The organism is Lactobacillus paragasseri, from assembly GCF_003584685.1.
In the GTDB taxonomy this organism is placed as follows: domain Bacteria; phylum Bacillota; class Bacilli; order Lactobacillales; family Lactobacillaceae; genus Lactobacillus; species Lactobacillus paragasseri.
Window position 1 is genome coordinate 1,328,972 of record NZ_AP018549.1, and the last position, 19,046, is coordinate 1,348,017.

The 19,046-nt window shown below is 35.7% G+C and carries 20 protein-coding genes; 5 read left to right on the forward strand and 15 right to left on the reverse strand.

Going from position 1 to position 19,046, the window contains the following annotated elements; all coding sequences use genetic code 11:
* Nucleotides 1-32: 32 nt before the first annotated feature.
* Complete coding sequence (murB, locus tag LpgJCM5343_RS06470; protein WP_020806682.1) at nucleotides 33-938, reverse strand: UDP-N-acetylmuramate dehydrogenase; 906 nt, start codon at nucleotides 936-938, stop codon at nucleotides 33-35.
* Nucleotides 939-1,056: 118 nt separating this feature from the next.
* Between murB and LpgJCM5343_RS06475 the strand changes: the two genes are divergently transcribed.
* Complete coding sequence (locus LpgJCM5343_RS06475; protein ID WP_003648466.1) at nucleotides 1,057-1,590, forward strand: 3'-5' exonuclease; 534 nt, start codon at nucleotides 1,057-1,059, stop codon at nucleotides 1,588-1,590.
* 15 nt (nucleotides 1,591-1,605) lie between these two features.
* On the opposite strand, the gene tsaE is transcribed toward LpgJCM5343_RS06475, so the two are convergent.
* From tsaE to LpgJCM5343_RS06490, 3 genes are all read right to left on the reverse strand, one after another.
* On the reverse strand, nucleotides 1,606-2,082 hold the full coding sequence (tsaE, locus tag LpgJCM5343_RS06480) for a tRNA (adenosine(37)-N6)-threonylcarbamoyltransferase complex ATPase subunit type 1 TsaE (RefSeq protein WP_039156104.1): 477 nt from the start codon (nucleotides 2,080-2,082) through the stop codon (nucleotides 1,606-1,608).
* A 1-nt stretch (nucleotide 2,083) separates the two neighbouring features.
* A complete protein-coding gene (pta, locus tag LpgJCM5343_RS06485; RefSeq protein WP_077958759.1) occupies nucleotides 2,084-3,061 on the reverse strand; it encodes a phosphate acetyltransferase in 978 nt (325 codons plus the stop codon).
* A gap of 71 nt (nucleotides 3,062-3,132) precedes the next feature.
* Entirely contained in the window at nucleotides 3,133-3,828 is a 696-nt protein-coding gene (locus tag LpgJCM5343_RS06490; RefSeq protein WP_020806683.1) for a uracil-DNA glycosylase, read from the reverse strand.
* A gap of 76 nt (nucleotides 3,829-3,904) precedes the next feature.
* Here LpgJCM5343_RS06490 and LpgJCM5343_RS06495 point away from each other — a divergent pair, with 76 nt between their 5' ends.
* Together LpgJCM5343_RS06495 and LpgJCM5343_RS06500 are read left to right on the forward strand one after the other, a co-directional pair.
* Nucleotides 3,905-4,765, forward strand: coding sequence for a Cof-type HAD-IIB family hydrolase (locus LpgJCM5343_RS06495; protein ID WP_077958758.1), 861 nt, complete (start codon nucleotides 3,905-3,907; stop codon nucleotides 4,763-4,765).
* Nucleotides 4,766-4,795: 30 nt separating this feature from the next.
* Complete coding sequence (locus tag LpgJCM5343_RS06500) at nucleotides 4,796-5,311, forward strand: LURP-one-related/scramblase family protein (RefSeq protein WP_039156101.1); 516 nt, start codon at nucleotides 4,796-4,798, stop codon at nucleotides 5,309-5,311.
* Here LpgJCM5343_RS06500 and LpgJCM5343_RS06505 read toward each other — a convergent pair.
* The 10 genes from LpgJCM5343_RS06505 to LpgJCM5343_RS06550 form a co-directional block, all read right to left on the reverse strand.
* Nucleotides 5,308-5,877 (reverse strand): TetR-like C-terminal domain-containing protein, encoded by a 570-nt coding sequence (locus LpgJCM5343_RS06505; protein WP_113576142.1) that lies wholly within the window; start codon nucleotides 5,875-5,877, stop codon nucleotides 5,308-5,310. The two genes, LpgJCM5343_RS06500 and LpgJCM5343_RS06505, sit on opposite strands and share 4 nt — an antisense overlap.
* Nucleotides 5,878-6,069: 192 nt before the next feature.
* Nucleotides 6,070-6,639: a GNAT family N-acetyltransferase gene (locus LpgJCM5343_RS06510; RefSeq protein ID WP_003648458.1), complete on the reverse strand. Its 570-nt coding sequence runs from the start codon at nucleotides 6,637-6,639 to the stop codon at nucleotides 6,070-6,072.
* Nucleotides 6,640-6,656: 17 nt separating this feature from the next.
* On the reverse strand, nucleotides 6,657-7,112 hold the full coding sequence (gene smpB, locus LpgJCM5343_RS06515; RefSeq protein ID WP_003648457.1) for an SsrA-binding protein SmpB: 456 nt from the start codon (nucleotides 7,110-7,112) through the stop codon (nucleotides 6,657-6,659).
* A gap of 14 nt (nucleotides 7,113-7,126) precedes the next feature.
* On the reverse strand, nucleotides 7,127-9,466 hold the full coding sequence (rnr, locus tag LpgJCM5343_RS06520; RefSeq protein WP_101890825.1) for a ribonuclease R: 2,340 nt from the start codon (nucleotides 9,464-9,466) through the stop codon (nucleotides 7,127-7,129).
* 82 nt (nucleotides 9,467-9,548) lie between these two features.
* Nucleotides 9,549-9,782: a preprotein translocase subunit SecG gene (gene secG / locus LpgJCM5343_RS06525; RefSeq protein WP_003647016.1), complete on the reverse strand. Its 234-nt coding sequence runs from the start codon at nucleotides 9,780-9,782 to the stop codon at nucleotides 9,549-9,551.
* Between the two features lie 123 nt (nucleotides 9,783-9,905).
* Nucleotides 9,906-11,204, reverse strand: coding sequence for a phosphopyruvate hydratase (gene eno / locus LpgJCM5343_RS06530; protein ID WP_003647015.1), 1,299 nt, complete (start codon nucleotides 11,202-11,204; stop codon nucleotides 9,906-9,908).
* Nucleotides 11,205-11,246: 42 nt separating this feature from the next.
* The gene (tpiA, locus tag LpgJCM5343_RS06535; protein WP_101890826.1) at nucleotides 11,247-12,002 is read right to left on the reverse strand and encodes a triose-phosphate isomerase; all 756 of its coding nucleotides are present in this window, start codon (nucleotides 12,000-12,002) and stop codon (nucleotides 11,247-11,249) included.
* Nucleotides 12,003-12,021: 19 nt separating this feature from the next.
* Nucleotides 12,022-13,233, reverse strand: coding sequence for a phosphoglycerate kinase (locus tag LpgJCM5343_RS06540; RefSeq protein ID WP_003647013.1), 1,212 nt, complete (start codon nucleotides 13,231-13,233; stop codon nucleotides 12,022-12,024).
* Between the two features lie 102 nt (nucleotides 13,234-13,335).
* Nucleotides 13,336-14,352 carry a type I glyceraldehyde-3-phosphate dehydrogenase gene (gene gap, locus LpgJCM5343_RS06545; protein WP_003647012.1) on the reverse strand — a complete coding sequence of 339 codons (1,017 nt, stop codon included), beginning with the start codon at nucleotides 14,350-14,352 and terminating at the stop codon, nucleotides 13,336-13,338.
* A 54-nt stretch (nucleotides 14,353-14,406) separates the two neighbouring features.
* A complete protein-coding gene (locus LpgJCM5343_RS06550) occupies nucleotides 14,407-15,438 on the reverse strand; it encodes a sugar-binding transcriptional regulator (protein WP_077958754.1) in 1,032 nt (343 codons plus the stop codon).
* 433 nt (nucleotides 15,439-15,871) lie between these two features.
* On the opposite strand from LpgJCM5343_RS06550, the gene LpgJCM5343_RS06555 reads away from it, so the two are divergent.
* Together LpgJCM5343_RS06555 and clpP are read left to right on the forward strand one after the other, a co-directional pair.
* Nucleotides 15,872-17,320: an APC family permease gene (locus LpgJCM5343_RS06555; RefSeq protein WP_020806688.1), complete on the forward strand. Its 1,449-nt coding sequence runs from the start codon at nucleotides 15,872-15,874 to the stop codon at nucleotides 17,318-17,320.
* Nucleotides 17,321-17,461: 141 nt separating this feature from the next.
* Nucleotides 17,462-18,049 carry an ATP-dependent Clp endopeptidase proteolytic subunit ClpP gene (gene clpP / locus LpgJCM5343_RS06560; RefSeq protein ID WP_003647009.1) on the forward strand — a complete coding sequence of 196 codons (588 nt, stop codon included), beginning with the start codon at nucleotides 17,462-17,464 and terminating at the stop codon, nucleotides 18,047-18,049.
* 54 nt (nucleotides 18,050-18,103) lie between these two features.
* On the opposite strand, the gene whiA is transcribed toward clpP, so the two are convergent.
* Entirely contained in the window at nucleotides 18,104-19,045 is a 942-nt protein-coding gene (gene whiA / locus LpgJCM5343_RS06565; RefSeq protein ID WP_003648451.1) for a DNA-binding protein WhiA, read from the reverse strand.
* Between the last annotated feature and the right edge of the window lies 1 nt (nucleotide 19,046).

The following is a 19,046-nucleotide window of genomic DNA, read 5'->3' on the forward strand; positions in this document are numbered from 1 at the left end:
ACAAGCCGTTACTTGTAGCTTTGTCGTAGTATCTAATCTTTTTCTTTTCCTATAATTCTTACTTCAGTTTGCAAATCAACATCAAAATCTTTTTTGATCGTCTTTTGAATTAAATGAATTAAATCTAAATAATCAGTAGCTGTAGCACCACCAACATTAATAATAAAGCCAGCATGCTTCATTGAATCTTCGGCACCACCAATTCTTTTTCCCTGAAGACCCGCTTTAATTATCATTGGACCCACAAAGTGGCCTGTTGGACGCTTAAAGACGCTTCCACATGAAGGATATTCAAGTGGTTGCTTTGCTCTACGTAAGCCATTAAAGTATTCCATTTTAGCCTTAATGGCCCACTTATCTCCTGGTTCAAGTCCAAAAGTAGCACTGATTACTATATCTCCAGTTTCCTGAACTAGTGAATGACGATAGCCAAATTCCATTTCATCGTGAGTATAAGTTTTAAATTCGCCTTCACGAGTTAAGACCCGAACAGATTTAATGACAAATTCTGTCTCGCCACCGTAAGCACCAGCATTCATGAAGACAGCTCCACCAACACTACCAGGGATACCAGCTGCAAACTCTAAACCACTTAAGCCGGCCTCACATGCTGCTTCAGATGTATCAATAATTCTAGCGCCAGCATCTGCAGTAACTGTTGCTTCTTCTTGGTTAGCAACAATTTCATCCATCTTAGTAAGAATTAAAACTAGACCTGAAATTCCTCCATCTCTAATAATTAAGTTAGAAGCATTTCCAATAACAGTCAAAGGTAGGTTATTAGTTTTAACTGTTTCCACTAAGATTTTTAATTCATCTAAATTTTTAGGAAAAGCAAGATATTGCGCAGGTCCACCGGTCTTAGTAAACGTAAAGCGGCTCAATGGAATATTTTCTTGAATATCAATTCCCTGTTTTTTTAAGTCCATTAGTTGCATTTTCAATCTCTCTTTTCCTTAAATAATCGTCCCTTTAATCATACCGCAATAAATAGCTAGTTTTCTACCTTAAGTGTTATACTAAAAAGAAAAATAATATTTTATTTAGGGGATAAAAATGAACTTTACTGCAATGGATTTTGAAACGGCAAACAGTCATCCTGAAAGTGCATGTTCTCTTGCCTTGGTTATGGTTAGAAACAATGAAATTGTCGACCGTTTTTATACAGTTATTAATCCGCAAATGCCTTTTGATGGTCGAAATATCAGAGTTCATGGTATTACTGCCGAAGACGTTAAAAATGCACCAACAATGGCTGAAGTTTGGCCTAAAATAAAAAAATTGTATCAACCCGGAATGTTAGTAGCTGCTCATAATGCACGGTTTGACTGCCGGGTAATGGAAAAGTCGCTCGCCCGCTATAATATTCCAGCTCCTCACTACTTTGCAATTGATACTTTAGCAACTAGCAAGGCGTTCGAACCTGATCTTCCTAATCACAAATTAGACACAGTGTCAGAAGCTTTAAATATTAACTTATGGCATCACCATAACGCTTTAAGTGATAGTGAAGCTTGTGCGGGAATTTTAATTGAAGAAAATAAACGTGTTGGAGATGATCCAATCAAAAAAATGGTTAAGCCAATCTAAGCTTAACCATTTTTATTATTCAAAAGATCTTTTTATATCTGATAACCAAGCTTGGTTTCTCTTACCAACAGCTTTAAATTCAACTATTCGTTTGGTTGAATCCCATGAATCATCAATCCGCTTAATCGTTACTTCAAGATAATCGTTTGGCAAATCACCAATAATAAATTGTGGCCACTCAATTACCACTAATCCGTCTTCGGCTAGATATCCAGGCATATCAATACTTGATAAGTCACCATCTTCTAGTCGATACATATCCATATGAAACAGTGGCATTTTACCTTCACGATATTCTCTAACAATTGTAAATGTTGGGCTTTTAACAGGACGTCTAATACCTAATGACCGAGCAATTCCTTTAGTCAGAGTGGTTTTTCCAGCACCTAAATCACCAGATAAGAGGAGCAGGTCATGTCCCTGGCTACTTTTTCCAATTGCCTGACCTAATTTTTGCATTTGTTCATCAGAATTTATTTCTAATGATTCCATTTTACTTCTCCATGTTTGCTTGAGCAGCAGTTAAAATAGCTAATAAGTATACATCCTCTGTTTTACATCCACGTGATAAGTCGTTAATTGGAGCAGCTAATCCTTGCAATACAGGCCCAATTGCACTAAAGCCACCTAAACGCTCAGCAACCTTATACGAAATATTACCTGACTGAAGTTCAGGGAAAATAAAAACATTAGCATGTCCAGCAACTGCAGAACCTGGAGCTTTTGCTTCTCCTACGCGCGGAACAATAGCGGCATCAAATTGTAATTCGCCATCACAAACTAAATCTGGATATTTTTGATGTACTAAATTAGTCGCATCTTGGACTTTAGTTACCATTGCTCCTTTTGCTGAGCCCTTAGTCGAAAAACTAAGCATTGCAATTTTAGGATCAAGCCCAATCATTTCAGCTGTTTTACTGGATTGATAAGCAATTTCGGCTAATGTCTCACTATCAGGATCAATATTAATTGCGCAATCCGCAAATATATATTTTTCGTCTCCACGTTCCATAATCATCGCACCTGAAACACGGCTCATTCCCTTTTTAGTTTTAATAATCTGCAGAGCTGGACGAACAGTATTAGCTGTTGAATGAGTAGCACCAGAAACCATTCCATTAGCTTTTCCTTCATATACTAACATGGTACCAAAATAAGAAACATCTTGTAGAATTTTTTTTGCTTCTGCTAAAGTATTCTTTCCTTTTCTTAATTCCACAAAATCTTGGCACATTTTTTCAAAATCTGGGTAGACAGCCGGATTAATAATCTCAATTGAACCTAAATCAACATTTAATTTTTCAGCAGATTTTATCACTTCATCGGGTTTTCCTAACAAAAGTGGTTCAACAATTCCCTCTTCTGCAAGACGAACAGCAGCCTTAATTATTCGCTCATCATTTCCTTCAGGAAAAACAATCACTTTTTTTGATTCTTCTGCTTTTTTCTTAAGTGAGTCAAATACTTTCATAACAAATTAAGCCTTTCTTTTTATCTCTAGCTAATATTTTACAATTTCAAAGCTTTTTCTCAAAACAAAAACTATGCCATATCTGATTGGCTTACTTCCTGTGGCAATTGCCAATCAATTGGACTCTCACCAAATTTAGTCAAGGCATCATTACATCTCGAAAACGGACGGGAACCAAAGAAACCACGGTCTGCTGAAAAAGGACTAGGATGCGCAGACTTGATAATGACATTCTTTTCTTCATCAATTAACGGAATTTTATTTTGAGCAAATCTTCCCCACAAAATAAATACAACTTTTCCGCGATCGCTAAGAGCTTTAATAGCTGCATCAGTGACTATTTCCCAACCTTTTCCCTGATGTCCATTGGCATTTCCATAAGGCACTGTTAATACTGCATTAAGCAATAAAACTCCCTGATCTGCCCACTTTTTCAAATAACCATGATTTACTGGAATGGCACCAACATCATCATACAATTCTTTATAGATATTTTTTAACGATGGCGGCAAAGCAACACCAGGATTAACACTGAAACTCATTCCCGTAGCTTGTCCTGGGTTATGATAAGGATCTTGGCCTAAGATCACAACCTTAGTATCTGCAAAAGAAGTCAATTTAAAAGCAGTAAAAATATGATACATATCTGGAAAAATCTGCTTTGTTTGATATTCACTTTTTAGAAAATCATGTAATTTTTGATATTGTTCACTCTCAAAAGCGGGTGCTAAAATTTCATCCCAATCATTTCCAATTAATTTTTTCATATTTATTCTATCCTCTTGTATCTCTAAGAAATCCAAGTTCATGATATCATATAGATAAAAGATCGGAGGACTTAAAATGATTAAACTTATTGCAAGCGATATGGATGGCACACTATTAAATAAACAAATGCAAATTTCATCTGAAAATATTTCTGCTATTAAAGAAGCACAAGCTAAAGGAATCGAATTTTTAGTAGCAACTGGGCGGGCACCTTCTGAGTCGCAAGGAATATTGGCAAAAGCTGGACTTCACACTGGTTTCATTAACTTAAATGGTGCAATGGTTTTTAATACGGCGGGCAAATTAATTGTAAATGAGCCAATACCTAAAGAAGAGAGCTTCAAGATTAATAAGTTACTTAAAGATTCTGGCTTCTATTTTGAGATAGTGGGAGCAGATCATGTTTATTCTGATTCTCGTTTGCGAAGGATTGCTAACTTTTCTGATCTTTTAGTTGACCTTAATAAAAAACTAACTTTCAAAAAAGCAGTTTCTTTTGCTGCTGGCTCCGACGAAATCATGAAAATCAAATACGTCCCTGATTTTAAAGACCTACTTAAAAAGCCATCATTTGAAGTAATGAAATTTGTCGCTTTTCATCCAGATGGTCCAAAAGTCTTTAATCATATTCGCGAAGAAATTAAAAAAATTGGTGATTTAATTGTTACTGCAAGTTCTTCAACTAACATTGAAATAAATAATATTAAGGCTCAAAAAGGAATTGCTTTAATGGATTACGCAAAACTGCAGGGCTATCAGCCTAATGAAGTGATGGCTATTGGTGATAATCTTAATGACGAATCAATGATTCAAATGGCCGGTATTGGTGTTGCAATGGAAAATGCCGCACCTGAAATCAAAAAAATTGCTAATTTTATTACTAAAACCAATAATGAGAATGGTGTTGCATATGCAATTCGCCATTTCTGTAAATAAACATAATTTTCCCTAAAGGCAGATGAAATTATGCGTTATACTGTCCAACTTACCCAAGGTCAAACTTGTGGTCAAATCCCGGTCAAAAACCACCAGGGAGAGATTGTCTATATTTTAAAAGGAAACCTTAATGAGTTTAATCAACCGATCATTCTCACTGATATTAATCATGTTGAGATTGGGCGGCTCTATTTAGACTCTAATCTTCTTCTAACTAGCTATAGCGTTGATGTAATCAACCACTCCCTAGTCAAAGTAAAAAAAATAAATAGTCGGTTTGCAAATTTATTCTATATTACTAGATTAAACTATTGGATTAAAGGAAGTTTAAAACAAGGCAGATATAGTTTTTATTCAGGCATTAAAAAAGTGGCTAGCGTTTGTTCGCTAGTCACTGATGCTGGACTTACTTGGAGCTGTGATATTTCACGTCCCGAAGATGTCCCTTTTATTATTTTAATTAGTCTGCTCTTCACACAATGGCATACTAAACCTTTATTCCTACCAACTTTTAATTTTCAAAATAGAGTTAACGCTCTCTCTTAGTCGTAGTTTAAGTAGTAGTGTGAGAAATTAAAGACTTGAAATTTATGAGAACAAATTTGTTTTTGAAAATCAATCAATTCAATAATAATCGCTAATTCTTCCAGTAAGAAACTATAGTTTTTATTACATCCATGGCTAATCCAAAAACAAATTCGATCATATAACAAGTTGGTCAATTGTTTAAGTATAAGTTCTGAAAAACTTCCTCTTTTATAAACATAAGATCGAATATACCGAAAGAAATGCTCTTTCATCTTTTCACACATACAATCTTGTTCACTTAAATGATAAGCATTATAAAAATACTGTTTATTTTTCTGAATATATTCACATAAAACATTAAGAAGTTGATTTAGACTTTCTTTTTTGTTTTTGCGTAATTCTTTTCTTAATTCAAACAAAATACAGGCTTCGATACAGTTATTTATCTTTCCATATCGTAAGTAAAAAGTTTTTCGACTAATTTTTGCTTTACTACAAAGTTTCGAAATATTTACTTTCTTTACATTTGGTTCAGATAACATACTATGTAAAGCTATTTTAACTCTTTCCAATTCTGCCAACATCTCATTTTTATTTCCTTTCTAAAAAAAGGATCACGCTACCTTTCTATGACTGACAGTTTTATTACTTTATCAGGTTTTATCAATCTAGACAATAGTAATAATGTAAATAGTGTTATTTTTAAATATTTCTTTAAATTTAATAATCAAAAAAGAGAATTAATCTATTTAACCTACGATTAATTCTCTTTTGATTTAATTAACTTTTTTAACCATATGATTATACATACGGTCTCCTATCGTCATTGTCGAAGTTGTTTTAAAGCCCATGTAATCATACAGACGAGCTGCTCTAGGATTATCTTGATCAACGTTCAAACTGATCTTTTTATATCCCTTCTGCTTAGCAACTTCAGGAGCAAACTTAATTAATTGCTGTCCAATACCTTCTCCCCAATGTTTGGGAGAAACTGCAATAGCATCCAGATACCATTCATGTGGCAATGCTTCTTTATCTGAAAAAATGATTGCATCAAGAGGCAGTCCGACCTTAGGATATGAACTTTTTAATGAAATATCAATTAGTCCTTGATCATCATAACCATACATTACCATTATCCCAACTGGACGATCCATTTCATCTGCTTCTACCCACATTCGATTATGAGAATACCGATAATGAGGTGAATAGAAGCCATGCTTCATCAAATCATAGAATTGACTTTCTGGAAGTGCTTTAATGGTATCCATATCCATTTCATCAAAAATTTGTTTTAAAATTGGAAAAACTAACGGGAAATCAGTTAATTTTGCCTTTCTAATCATTTTACCTACCTACTTAATTAAATTCCATACTTGCGGTGAATTTCTCGATCTTGATCACGTTTTTTAATTGTTTGTCGCTTATCGTATTGCTTCTTCCCCTGACCAACGCCTATTAATACTTTGGCAAAACCATGCTTCAAATAAACTTTCAAAGGAATAATTGTCATTCCTTGTTGAGCTTGAATTCCAGCTAGACGAGCAATTTCTCTTTTATGAAGCAATAAGCGCCGTGATCTCAAAGGATCATGATTGTAGCGATTACCTTCTTTATATTCACTAATATGAACATTTTCTAAAAAAGCAGATCCATTAATTATTTGAACATATCCATCACGTAAATTAATTCTGCGAGCACGAACTGATTTAATCTCGGTACCAGTTAAAGCGATTCCTGCTTCAAGAGTATCTTTAATAAAATAGTCATGATTTGCCTTTTTATTCTGAGCAATCAAGTTATCTGCTTTTTGTTTCATCGTTTTCTTCCTAATTACTTTTTATTAGTTTTAACAGTTGTATTCTGACGATGGCGAATCTTAAAATTATGACCATTATTTACATGGAAAGATTTATTATTCTTACCATTATTATTTCTATGTCCCTTATTAAAGCTACGCTTACCGCGACTATAACCTCTTTGTGGACGTTTTTTGGCATTTGGATCATAAATTTCAAAGTCTAATTGATGTTGCTCAACATCTGCATTGATTAACTTAACCTTAATTGGCATTCCAATCTTAAATTGCTTGTGAGAATTGCGACCTGTTAAAGTCAATGACTTTTCATCAAAGTTGTAATAATCATCGTTTAAGTTAGAAATATGAATCAAACCTTCAACAGTATTTGGCAATTGAATAAACATCCCAAAACTTGTTACTGATGAAACAATAGCATCAAAAGTTTGACCAACTTTATCAGCCATGAATTCCGTCATCTTCAAATCATTTACACCACGTTCAGTATCAATTGACTTTCTTTCTTGTGTTGAAGTTTGTTCAGCAACATCAGGAAGTTGTGACTTGAAATGCTTTTGGACATCCTTATCCATCTTTTTATCAGCATATTCATGAATCATTCGGTGGACCATTAAGTCAGAATAACGACGAATTGGAGAAGTAAAGTGAGTGTAGTATTTAGCCGCCAAACCGAAGTGACCAAGTGGTTCTGGAGAATAATGTGCTTGTTTCAAACTACGAAGCATCATCATTTGCACAACTGCTTCTTCAGGTGTACCTTCAGTCTTAGCTACCACCTTCTGTAAATCTTTTGGTTTTACATCATTTGGATCAGCTTTTACATTTAAGCCAAATGCACTTACAAATTCAAAGAATGATTGCATCTTTTCTTGATCTGGAGTTTCGTGAACACGGTAAAGAAAAGGAACATGCTTCTTGTAATAATCTTCAGCAACTGTTTCATTCGCCATTAACATAAATGATTCAATCATTTTTTCAGCAGTACCACGTTCATGAAGAACAATATCAGTTGGCTTACCTTTATCATCAACAATAATCTTAGCTTCTGGTTCTTCGAAATCAATTGCACCGCGTTGATGCCGTTGCTTATATAAAATACTGTGTAAGTCAGCCATATCATGAAGCATTGGAGCAACGTCTTCATATTTTTGTTCTAGTTTTTCATGATTATTTGGATCAAGAACTTTATTAACGTTGTTATATGTTAAACGACCATGTGATTTCATAACTGATGGATATATTCTATAACCAACACGCTTACCTTCTGGTGTAATCTCCATATCACATGAAAGAACCAAACGTTCAACGCCTTCATTAAGCGAACAAATACCATTTGATAATCTGAATGGAAGCATTGGAATAACACGATCAACTAAGTAAGTACTATTGCCACGAGCAAAAGCTTCCTTATCTAAAGGACTTCCTTCTTTTACATAATGGGACACATCAGCAATATGTACACCTAGGTGATAATTACCATTAGGAAGCTTCCAAACTACTACAGCATCATCAAAGTCTTTCGAATCGTCCCCATCAATTGTTACAGCAGGTTGATCAGTAATATCAACACGTTTTGCTTTTTCTTCCTCTGTTACATGATCTGGAATATTATTTGCCTGATCCATAGCATCTTCAGGCCAATCAGTTCGAATATCATTGTCAACTACAATTGACATGATATCAACACCAGGATCATTCTTATTACCAATAGTTAAAAGAGCTACACCTTGCATTTCATCAGGTTGATCTTCGTTAGGATATTTGGTAATAGCAATTTTTACCATATCACCCATTTGTGGCTTAACACCGTTATCGGTGATATTAATCTTATATTTCTTTAACTTACGATTTTCACTAACAACATAACCGTAAAAGCCACTTGATTTTACTACTTCATCAGCATACGGATGAAATTCACCAACTAAAGTTTCAACTCCACGTTCAGTAATTTCCTCAATTTTACCCTCGGGTCCTCTGCCATTCCATGGATTTGCACCTGCGATGATCTTTACTTTAACATGGTCTCCATCAATTGCAAACTTAGTATTGTGCTTATCAATGAAAGCATCTTCCATACTTTCATCATCAAATTTAACAAAACCAAATCCTTTATCATTTGCTTTAAATGTACATTCAGCAACAGTATTCAATTGATTCAACTGATATTTTCCTTGACCATCAGTTACAATTTTTTTACTGTGCTCTAAAAAAGTTAAAGCTTTAACTAAATCTGGAAAATTTAGTCTTTGATTACGGCTAAGATCATTTTCAAGTTGATCTACATCGTATTGCTCTTGAGGATTATGTCTGAATGTCTCATAAACATCAGCTAAAACTCGTTCATTTTGTGTCATTATCTAATTTGCCTCAATTTCTTTATAAGATAAGTTAAGCTAAAAGAAATTAAAAAGCCCTCCTATGACCGGAAGGCTTTTTTTACTTGGATGAAAGTATTGCCAAGATCAAAGCAAGAGCGAAAAAGAGAACCAACAATACAGCGGTAATTCTTTCCATTAATGCTTCAAATCCACGCTTTTTTGTCTGGCCACTAAATACTGCACCGCCGGACAATGCGTTTAAGGCATCTTGTTGCTTTTGCGGCTGCATCAATGTAGCAATAATAATTAAAAAGCTCACAATGATGAGTAGCGTCATGACGATATTATACAAAGCGCTGCCTCCATTACCTAAATTTCTTACTGTACTGATTTTACCATATTTAACTAACGAATGCTAAAAGAAAAAGGGAGCCACCTTAAGCGACACCCATTTTTCTTTCACTTTAAATATTAATTAAAATTGTTTGTGTAAATTATAGAAACTGTGAATTCCCTTGTATTGAGCAGTTGAACCCAAAGCTTCTTCAATTCTCATTAATTGGTTGTATTTAGCAATTCTGTCAGTTCTTGACATTGAACCAGTCTTAATTTGACCAGCATTAGTTGCAACAACTAAATCAGCAATTGTAGTATCTTCAGTTTCACCAGAACGGTGAGAAACAACAGCAGTGTAACCTGCTTCCTTAGCCATTTCAATAGCTTCAAAAGTTTCAGTTAAAGTACCAATTTGGTTAAGTTTAATTAAGATTGAGTTGGCAACACCCATCTTAATACCTTTTTCAAGGTAACTAGTGTTAGTAACAAATAAATCATCACCAACAATTTGTACCTTATCGCCTAAACGTTCAGTAAAAGTCTTCCAACCTTCCCAATCGTTTTCGTCCAAAGGATCTTCAACGGAAATAACTGGGTACTTATCAACTAAATCTTCAATTAATGAAGTCCATTCTTCAGCAGTGTATTCACGACCATCAGCAACAGTTACATACTTCTTAGTATCCTTGTTGTAGAATTCAGAAGCAGCACAGTCAAAGGCAATAGCAATGTCTTGACCTGGTTTGTAGCCAGCACGTTGAATAGCTTCTACTAAAATTTCAAATGGTTCTTCGTTGTTCTTCAAGTTAGGTGCAAAACCACCTTCATCACCTACGGCAGTTGATTCACCACGTTCTTGCAATAAGCCCTTCAAAGTATGGAAAGTTTCTGCACCCATACGAACAGCTTCATGAAGTGATTTAGCACCAACTGGCATAATCATGAATTCTTGAATATCAACGTTGTTATCTGCATGCTTACCACCATTGATAACATTCATCATTGGAGTTGGTAAAACATGAGCATTTGGACCACCTAAGTATTCGTATAAAGGCAAGCCTAATTCATCAGCTGCAGCGCGAGCACTTGCTAATGAAACAGATAATATTGCATTAGCACCTAAACGACCTTTATTTGGAGTACCATCTAAATCGATCATAGTTTGATCGATTAAACGTTGATCAGTAACATCTAAACCGATAACAGCTTTAGCAATTTCGCCGTTAACATTTTCAACAGCAGTTAAAACGCCTTGACCACCAAAGCGAGACTTGTCACCATCACGTAATTCTACGGCTTCATGTTCACCAGTAGAAGCACCAGATGGAACAATAGCACGACCAAAGCCGCCTAATTCAGTATAAACTTCTGCTTCAACAGTTGGATTACCACGAGAGTCAAGAACTTCACGTGCGTGAATATCAGTAATAACAGACATGGAGATTCTCCTTTTTCTAATTCCGTTTAAATAAATTGTTAATTAATCTTGGTAGTTTACTAATGCTAAGAATGATTCTGGATCAAGTGAAGCACCGCCAACTAAACCACCATCAATATCAGGTTTAGACATTAATTCTTTAACGTTAGCTGGTTTTACTGAACCACCGTATTGAATACGAACGTTTTCAGCAGTTTCTTCGTTGTACAAGTCTTTTACAGTTTCACGAATAGTCTTGCACATTTCTTCAGCTTGATCAGCAGAAGCAGTCTTACCAGTACCAATAGCCCAAATTGGTTCATAAGCAATAACAAGCTTAGAAACTTGTTCTGCAGTCAAACCATCTAAAGCAGCTTTGATTTGAGCAACTACCCATTCTTCTTGCTTATTAGCTTCACGAGTTTCAAGAGATTCACCACAGCAAATAATTGGAGTTACGCCATTAGCAAATAAAGCTTTAGCTTTATTGTTAATGTCTTCATCAGTTTCGTGGAAGTAGCCACGACGTTCTGAGTGACCAATAATACAGTAGTCAATACCCATTTCGTTTAAAACTTTTGGTGAAGTTTCACCAGTAAATGCACCTTCAACTTCAAAGTATGCATTTTCTGCACCAGTATGTAAGTTTGAGCCTTCAGCAGTTTTCTTTAAAACATAAAGATCAACTGCAGGTGCAGCAATAACTGATTCAACTTTACTTGGATCTGGTAACTTACCCTTAACTGCATTTACAAATTCAACAGTTTGTTCTGGGTTCATATGTAATTTCCAGTTACCAGCAATAATTGGTGTACGCATTTAAAAATTCCTCCTAATTTTACTTGTCAGAAACACAAGCGATTCCTGGTAATTCTTTACCTTCAAGGTAGTTAAGTGAAGCACCACCACCAGTAGAAATGTGGCTGATCTTAGGAGCAATTCCCAATTGCTTAGCAGCAGCAGTTGAGTCACCACCACCGATAATAGTTACAGCATCCTTCAAGTCAGCTAATGCACGACCAACTTCCAAAGTACCTTCTGCGTAGTTTGGCATTTCGAATGCACCCATAGGTCCATTCCATACAACAGTCTTAGCATCCTTTAAGATGTCTCTAAATTTTTCAACAGTCTTAGGACCAATATCAAGACCCATTTCATTGTCAGGAATATCATCACCAACAACTTCGTGAGGAGCATCGTTTGAGAATTCAGTTGCTGCAACATTATCTACAGGCAATACAATCTTATCGCCAGCTTTTGCTAATAATTCTTTTGCGAGTTCAACTTTATCAGCTTCAAATAATGATTTACCAATCTTGTGGCCTTGTGCAGCTAAGAATGTGTAAGCCATACCACCACCAATTAAAATGTGATCTGACTTAGGAATTAAGTTTTCAATAACACCAATCTTATCTGATACTTTTGCACCACCAAGGATAGTTACAAATGGATGAACTGGGTTTTCAACAGCATCACCTAAGAACTTGATTTCCTTTTCAAGTAAGAAACCAGCTGCTGCAGGTTTACCAGCCTTCTTCATAGCAGTTGCAATACCAACATTTGAAGCGTGACTTCTGTGAGCAGTACCAAATGCGTCGTTTACAAATACATCGCCAAGACTTGCCCAGTATTCGCCAAGTTTTGGATCGTTCTTAGATTCACGTTTACCAAAGTCATTGTCAATATCTTGGAATCTAGTGTTTTCAAGAACAATAACGTCGCCATCTTTCATTTTATCGATGGTTTCTTCAACTTCTTTACCTTCATTTTCTGGTACAAAAGTTACAGGCTTCTTTAATAACTCACTTAAGCGTTCTGCTACTGGACGTAATGATAATTCCTTCTTGTCAGCATCTGACTTTACACGGCCCAAGTGGCTCAGCAAGATTGCTTTACCACCATGTTCAATAATGTACTTAATAGTTGGCAAAGCAGCAACGATACGGTTGTCATCACCAATAACACCATTTTTAATTGGAACATTGAAGTCAACACGAACTAAAACTTTTTTACCTTTAAGATCAAGGTCTGAAACGATTAATTTAGCCATTTAAATTAATTTACCTCCGATAGATTATTTGAAAAAAGGCGGAGGAAGTAATTCCCTCCGCCTTCTCTCGTCTGCTTACTAAAATCAATAATTAATTAATGATTAAAGAGTAGCAAATTTCAATAAAGTACGAACCATTTGGCAAGTGAATGAGTATTCGTTGTCGTACCAAGCAACAGTCTTAACTAATTGCTTGTCACCTGCAGTAGTTACCATGGTTTGAGTTGGGTCAAAGATTGAACCAGCAGTCATACCTAAAACGTCGCTAGAAACGATGTTGTGGTCGTTGTATGCAAATGAAGGACTTTCGTACTTCTTAACTGCTTCGTTAACTTCGTCAGCAGTTACATCCTTGCTTAAGATTGAAACTAATTCAGTTACAGAACCATCTGGAACTGGAACACGTTGTGCGTGACCGTTCAACTTACCGTTCAATTCTGGAACAACAAGACCAATAGCCTTAGCAGCACCAGTTGAGTGAGGAATAATGTTGATAGCTGCAGCACGAGCAGAACGTAAGTTACCACCACGTACAGGACCATCCAAAAGCATTTGAGTTGAAGTGTAAGCGTGGATAGTAGTCATAGTACCAACTTCAATGCCGAATTCCTTTTGTAAAGCATTAACCATTGGTGCTAATGAGTTAGTAGTACATGAACCAGCTGAAACAATCTTGTCGTCAGCAGTCAAAGTATCATCGTTTACGCCGTAAACAATGGTCTTCAAGTCTGAACCAGCAGGTGCAGAAATTAATACACGCTTTGCACCAGCCTTAAGGTGAGCTTCTGACTTAGCTTTGCTAGTGTAGAAACCAGTACATTCAAGAACGAAGTCAACGCCATCATTCTTAACCCAAGGAATGTTTTGTGCTTGTGGTTCAGCGTAAACACGGTACTTCTTACCGTCAACTACGATTGAGTCATCAGTTGCTGAAACTTCGTGGTTGAAAGTACCATGAGTTGAGTCATACTTAAGTAAGTGAGCTAAAAGTGCTGGAGTAGTCAAGTCGTTGATTGCAACAACTTCAATATCTGAAGACTTTTCGCCTAAATCCATAATACGACGGAATGCTAAACGACCAATACGGCCGAAACCGTTAATACCAATTTTAACTGTCATATCCTATATTCCTCCTTAGGAAATATGTAAGTAACAATTTATTTTAAACGGGAATTACTTCCCCTTTAAAACCAAGTTTGAGGCTCCTTCATCCGTGATCAACCACGTCTGTTTGGGAGCATGATGCATGTAAGCCGCAATTGCTGCAGCCTTGCTGGCACCAGCAGCAATTGCGAATACATGAGGTATTTTATCTAAATCTTCTAGTTGAAGACCAATACGTGGGATACGTTTAACAAGTCTACCTTGTTGGTCGAAGAAATACCCGAAACATTCGGCCACAGCTCCATCATTTCGAAGCTTAGAATTAGTCATAACATCTAAGCCACGTCTCTTTGACATGACATCTGCTCTACCAATTCCATGTATCACCATATCACTATTATAAATGTTTGAAATCGCATTCGCAATATCTGTGTCTTGAAGTAATAAAGTCAAGGCTTCAGATGATACATTTTCTGGTAGATATAGGCCTTTATGCCTACCTCCCGTTTCAGATGCCATCATCTGAGCTACAGTATTGCTTTGAATTTCAACACTTTCTCCAACTGCTCCCCTTCCAGGAACAAACAACAAATCGCGATAGCGACTTAATTTAGGAGAAAGATGACGAGCTACTCCAGCAACGGTAGTACCACCCAATACGGTAATGATACTTTTTCCTAGCGGTAAAAGAAGATCCAGGGCAGAATTAAGTTGTTCACCCATCAAATCAACTACACGCTCTTGCCGATCCATATCACCAGGAACAATAATTGCTCGATCAATACCCAACTTCTGTGCCAATTCAATTTCAGTTTGGCTTGCATTGAATAAACGATCAATTAATGGAGCAGCTTCTTTTAAAGTTCTCTTTCCTTTATCAGTTAATTCCATCCCATAGCTCTGAATATTGATCAGACCTAATTGTCGCAAATAATCAGTTTCAGTTCGCACATTGCGCTCGCTTAATCCTAATTTTTTAGCAACAACTCGTCGCCCAACTGGAGCTAACAGCGAAATCTGTTCAAGAACAAGAAAACGTTGCCGAATTATTTTTAAAACATCAGGAACTAAGCTTTGCAACAAGGTTAAATCCGAGTCCATTGCTCGCTCCCTCTATTGGGTCAAAATTGATACCGCCATATGACGGTCAGCGACCCAAAAAGCTTAAAAATATTAGAGAGACGCGAATTGATTAACTTCAGATTCACATTTCTCTCTCGACATTTTTTAGTATAGCAATATCTTTTTTTAAATTCAAGATATATCCTTCAGAATAATTAATTTGTACTTTCTTCTTTTTTTGATATACTTATTTTAGTTTGTCGTGCCCTTAGTGTAATGGATCGCACGTAAGATTCCGGTTCTTAAAATCTGAGTTCGACTCTCAGGGGGCGCATAGTACGAGACAGTCAGTCAATCTGGCTGTCTTTTTTTGTATTTTGTCACTTTATTTAGAAAAAATCTATCATCTGTAAGCATTTTCGTTATAATTAAATTTGATGTTAATTATGTACATAGACAGAAAGGTTATTTTATGATCGAAGAAGAAAAAAAGTCTAATGCCAAAAAAATGCTCTGGCCAACGCTAGCGATGATGGCATTTTCAACTGTCTGGGGCTTCGGTAACGTTGTTAACGGTTATGTTTACTTTGACGGTACCAAAGTTATATTCAGCTGGATATTAATGTTCCTGTTATATTTTGTTCCCTATGCATTAATGGTTGGAGAACTAGGTGCAACTTTTAAAAATGCTAATGGTGGTGTTTCCTCATGGGTTAATGCTACTATGGGTGCAAAGTGGGCCTATTACGCTGGGTGGACATATTGGGCATGCCACGTAGTATATATTTCAAGTAAAGGTACTGGTGGCTTAAGAGCCATGGCTTGGGGAATCTTCGGCAACACTAAATGGTATGATGGTCTTCCAACTGCTTGGACTCAATTTGCCACTTTAGTGGTCTTCCTCTTTTTCTGCTGGGTTACTACTAAAGGTATCCCAGTACTTAAAAGTTTAGCCACTATCGCTGGATCATCAATGTTCATCATGTCAATTTTATTTATTATTATGATGTTTGCTGCACCAGCAATTAACCCCCATGCTGGTTATTACTCAATCAATTTTAATTGGAAGAGTTTAATGCCCACATTCAACCTTAAATATTTAACATCTCTTTCAATTTTAGTTTTTGCTGTCGGTGGATGTGAAAAGATATCTCCTTATGTAAACAAAGTTAAAAATCCAACCAAAAACTTTCCTAAAGCAATGATGGCTTTAGCAATTATGGTCATGGTTTCTGCAATTTTAGGAACTTTTGCTATGGCTTTAATGTTTGATCCTAAAGTTGTTAACAACAATCTAAACGAATATATTTCAAATGGTGCTTACATGGCCTTTCAACGTTTAGGCGAGTATTACCATGTTGGTGGTTTATTTATGTATATTTATTCATGGTGTAACGTTATTGGCCAATTCTCTACTTTAGTTATTAGTATTGATGCTCCTTTAAGAATGCTACTAGGTAGTAAAGAAGCTAAAAACTTTATTCCTAAGAAGCTTCTTAAGATAAATAAACATGGTGCCTACATTAACGGTATCTGGATGGTTGTAATTCTTTCAGGTGGTTTAATTGCAGCACAAGCTTTATTACCTGATGCACAGGCAGTTATGGCTCAATTAGTTAAATTAAATTCAACTACAATGCCAATGCGTTACTTATGGGTATTCGCAGCATATATTGCACTTAGAAAGCAACAAAAGAAGTTTGATACTTCTTACCAAATGACAAAGAATCAAGGATTAGCTTATACAGCTGGGATATGGTGTTTTATTGTTACAGCAGCATGTTGTATTTTAGGAATCTACTCACCAGATCCATTTACCCTATTTCTTAACATCATTACTCCAATTATCTTGATTGTTTTAGGCTTAATTTTGCCAGCAATCAAAAAAAGAGAAGATGGAACTAACCCATTAATGAAGTAACTTTAAATGAACGATATGCTTGCTATATCGTTCATTTTTTCTACATAAAATTAAGTTTGATTAGTTGACATGATTAAAAGTAAGTGATTTAATTAGCACTGTACTTATTAGAGTGCTAATTTTGTTTAGGAGGTAAAATTAATGCTCGTACCTACAGTTATTGAACAAACTGCACGTGGTGAACGTGCTTACGACATTTACTCAAGATTATTAAAAGATAGAATTATTATGCTTAGCGGTGAAATTAACGACCAAATGGCCAACTCAATCATCGCTCAACTTTTATTCTTAGATGCACAAGACAATACTAAAGATATTTCTCTATACATTAACTCTCCAGGCGGTGTTATTACTTCTGGTCTCGCAATTATGGATACAATGAACTTTATTAAGTCAGATGTATCTACAATTGCAATTGGTATGGCTGCTTCAATGGCTTCAATTCTTTTGACTAGCGGAACTAAGGGTAAACGTTTTGCATTACCAAATTCAACAGTTCTTATTCACCAGCCTTTAGGTGGTGCACAAGGTCAACAAACCGACATTCAAATTGCAGCTAATGAAATCTTGAAGAGTCGTAAGAAGCTTAACCAAATATTACATGAAACTACTGGGCAACCTCTTGATAAGATCCTTAAAGATACTGAACGCGATAATTACTTATCTGCAGAAGAAGCTAAAGACTATGGTCTAATTGATGAAATTTTGGTTAACCAAAAGAAAGACTAGTTTAATTTAACAAAAAATAGAGCTCACGATAGATGTGAGCTCTATTTTTTTTGACTAATTTTCTTCTTTTAACTGTTGCGCCATTTCACGAATTTTTTGAAAACGGTGGTTAACTCCTGACTTTGAAATTGGGCCATCTGGAACCTGAGCTGCAACTTCTTTGAGTGAAAGTTCAGGATGCATTAATCTAAAGTGTGCTAGGATTGCCAATTTTTCTGGCAAATTTTCTAACCCCACTTTTTCTTCAATTAATTGAATATCCTCAACCTGCTTAGCTGCTGCATTCGCGGTTTTCTTCAAATTTGCTGTATCGCAATTTACTAACCGATTCACCGAATTACGCATATCCCGCATAATTCTTAAGTCTTCAAATGCTAACATTGCATTGACGGCACCTACAATATGTAGAAAATCACCAATTTTTTCAGCTTCTTTTAAATATACAATATATCCATTACGTCTTTTTGTAGCTTTTGCATTTAAATAAAAGAAACTATTCATTAATTCCAGTAAATCATTATTATGATTTTCATAAAGAGAATAGATCTCTAAATGATATCGACTCGTTTCAGGATTATTCACACTTCCAGCTGCTAAAAAAGCTCCTCTTAAGTATGACATTGCCCTTTGTTCCGATGTCATAATCTTCTCAGGAATTCCGGTAATCAAGCCATTATCACTGTCAAATATCTCTAGATCACTTAAAATTTCATGAACTTGTTTTTGAAGCCTAACTAAATATTGATAATTTTTCTTTAACTTCATTTTCTTAGAAACAATTAGCAGCGGCTCGATTCCATAGGCTGTTTTAATTAAAGAAAATATTCTTCTAGCAATGGCTGGATTTTCAGTTGTGATATCTAGACTAAATTGATGGTCATGAAGACTAAGTACTCCGTTCATTCGCAAAAAAGCTGCTAATTCTGCCTTAGCATGTTCTGGATGAACTGGCAGACTAGTAAGTTCTTTTTTTACATCACTTGCGTATGAAACCATT

What these genes read in the sequence shown, in the direction of transcription:
- pta (WP_077958759.1), bottom strand. Translation starts at nt 3,061, where the DNA reads ATGAAAGTATTTGACTCACTTAAGAAAAAAGCAGAAGAATCAAAAAAA.
- tpiA (WP_101890826.1), bottom strand. Translation starts at nt 12,002, where the DNA reads ATGCGTACACCAATTATTGCTGGTAACTGGAAATTACATATGAACCCA.
- LpgJCM5343_RS06540 (WP_003647013.1), bottom strand. Translation starts at nt 13,233, where the DNA reads ATGGCTAAATTAATCGTTTCAGACCTTGATCTTAAAGGTAAAAAAGTT.
- eno (WP_003647015.1), bottom strand. Translation starts at nt 11,204, where the DNA reads ATGTCTGTTATTACTGATATTCACGCACGTGAAGTTCTTGACTCTCGT.
- LpgJCM5343_RS06505 (WP_113576142.1), bottom strand. Translation starts at nt 5,877, where the DNA reads ATGTTGGCAGAATTGGAAAGAGTTAAAATAGCTTTACATAGTATGTTA.
- smpB (WP_003648457.1), bottom strand. Translation starts at nt 7,112, where the DNA reads ATGAAACAAAAAGCAGATAACTTGATTGCTCAGAATAAAAAGGCAAAT.
- clpP (WP_003647009.1), top strand. Translation starts at nt 17,462, where the DNA reads ATGCTCGTACCTACAGTTATTGAACAAACTGCACGTGGTGAACGTGCT.
- LpgJCM5343_RS06555 (WP_020806688.1), top strand. Translation starts at nt 15,872, where the DNA reads ATGATCGAAGAAGAAAAAAAGTCTAATGCCAAAAAAATGCTCTGGCCA.
- LpgJCM5343_RS06495 (WP_077958758.1), top strand. Translation starts at nt 3,905, where the DNA reads ATGATTAAACTTATTGCAAGCGATATGGATGGCACACTATTAAATAAA.
- LpgJCM5343_RS06510 (WP_003648458.1), bottom strand. Translation starts at nt 6,639, where the DNA reads ATGATTAGAAAGGCAAAATTAACTGATTTCCCGTTAGTTTTTCCAATT.
- LpgJCM5343_RS06550 (WP_077958754.1), bottom strand. Translation starts at nt 15,438, where the DNA reads ATGGACTCGGATTTAACCTTGTTGCAAAGCTTAGTTCCTGATGTTTTA.
- rnr (WP_101890825.1), bottom strand. Translation starts at nt 9,466, where the DNA reads ATGACACAAAATGAACGAGTTTTAGCTGATGTTTATGAGACATTCAGA.
- LpgJCM5343_RS06475 (WP_003648466.1), top strand. Translation starts at nt 1,057, where the DNA reads ATGAACTTTACTGCAATGGATTTTGAAACGGCAAACAGTCATCCTGAA.
- LpgJCM5343_RS06500 (WP_039156101.1), top strand. Translation starts at nt 4,796, where the DNA reads ATGCGTTATACTGTCCAACTTACCCAAGGTCAAACTTGTGGTCAAATC.
- LpgJCM5343_RS06490 (WP_020806683.1), bottom strand. Translation starts at nt 3,828, where the DNA reads ATGAAAAAATTAATTGGAAATGATTGGGATGAAATTTTAGCACCCGCT.
- tsaE (WP_039156104.1), bottom strand. Translation starts at nt 2,082, where the DNA reads ATGGAATCATTAGAAATAAATTCTGATGAACAAATGCAAAAATTAGGT.
- gap (WP_003647012.1), bottom strand. Translation starts at nt 14,352, where the DNA reads ATGACAGTTAAAATTGGTATTAACGGTTTCGGCCGTATTGGTCGTTTA.
- murB (WP_020806682.1), bottom strand. Translation starts at nt 938, where the DNA reads ATGCAACTAATGGACTTAAAAAAACAGGGAATTGATATTCAAGAAAAT.
- whiA (WP_003648451.1), bottom strand. Translation starts at nt 19,045, where the DNA reads ATGGTTTCATACGCAAGTGATGTAAAAAAAGAACTTACTAGTCTGCCA.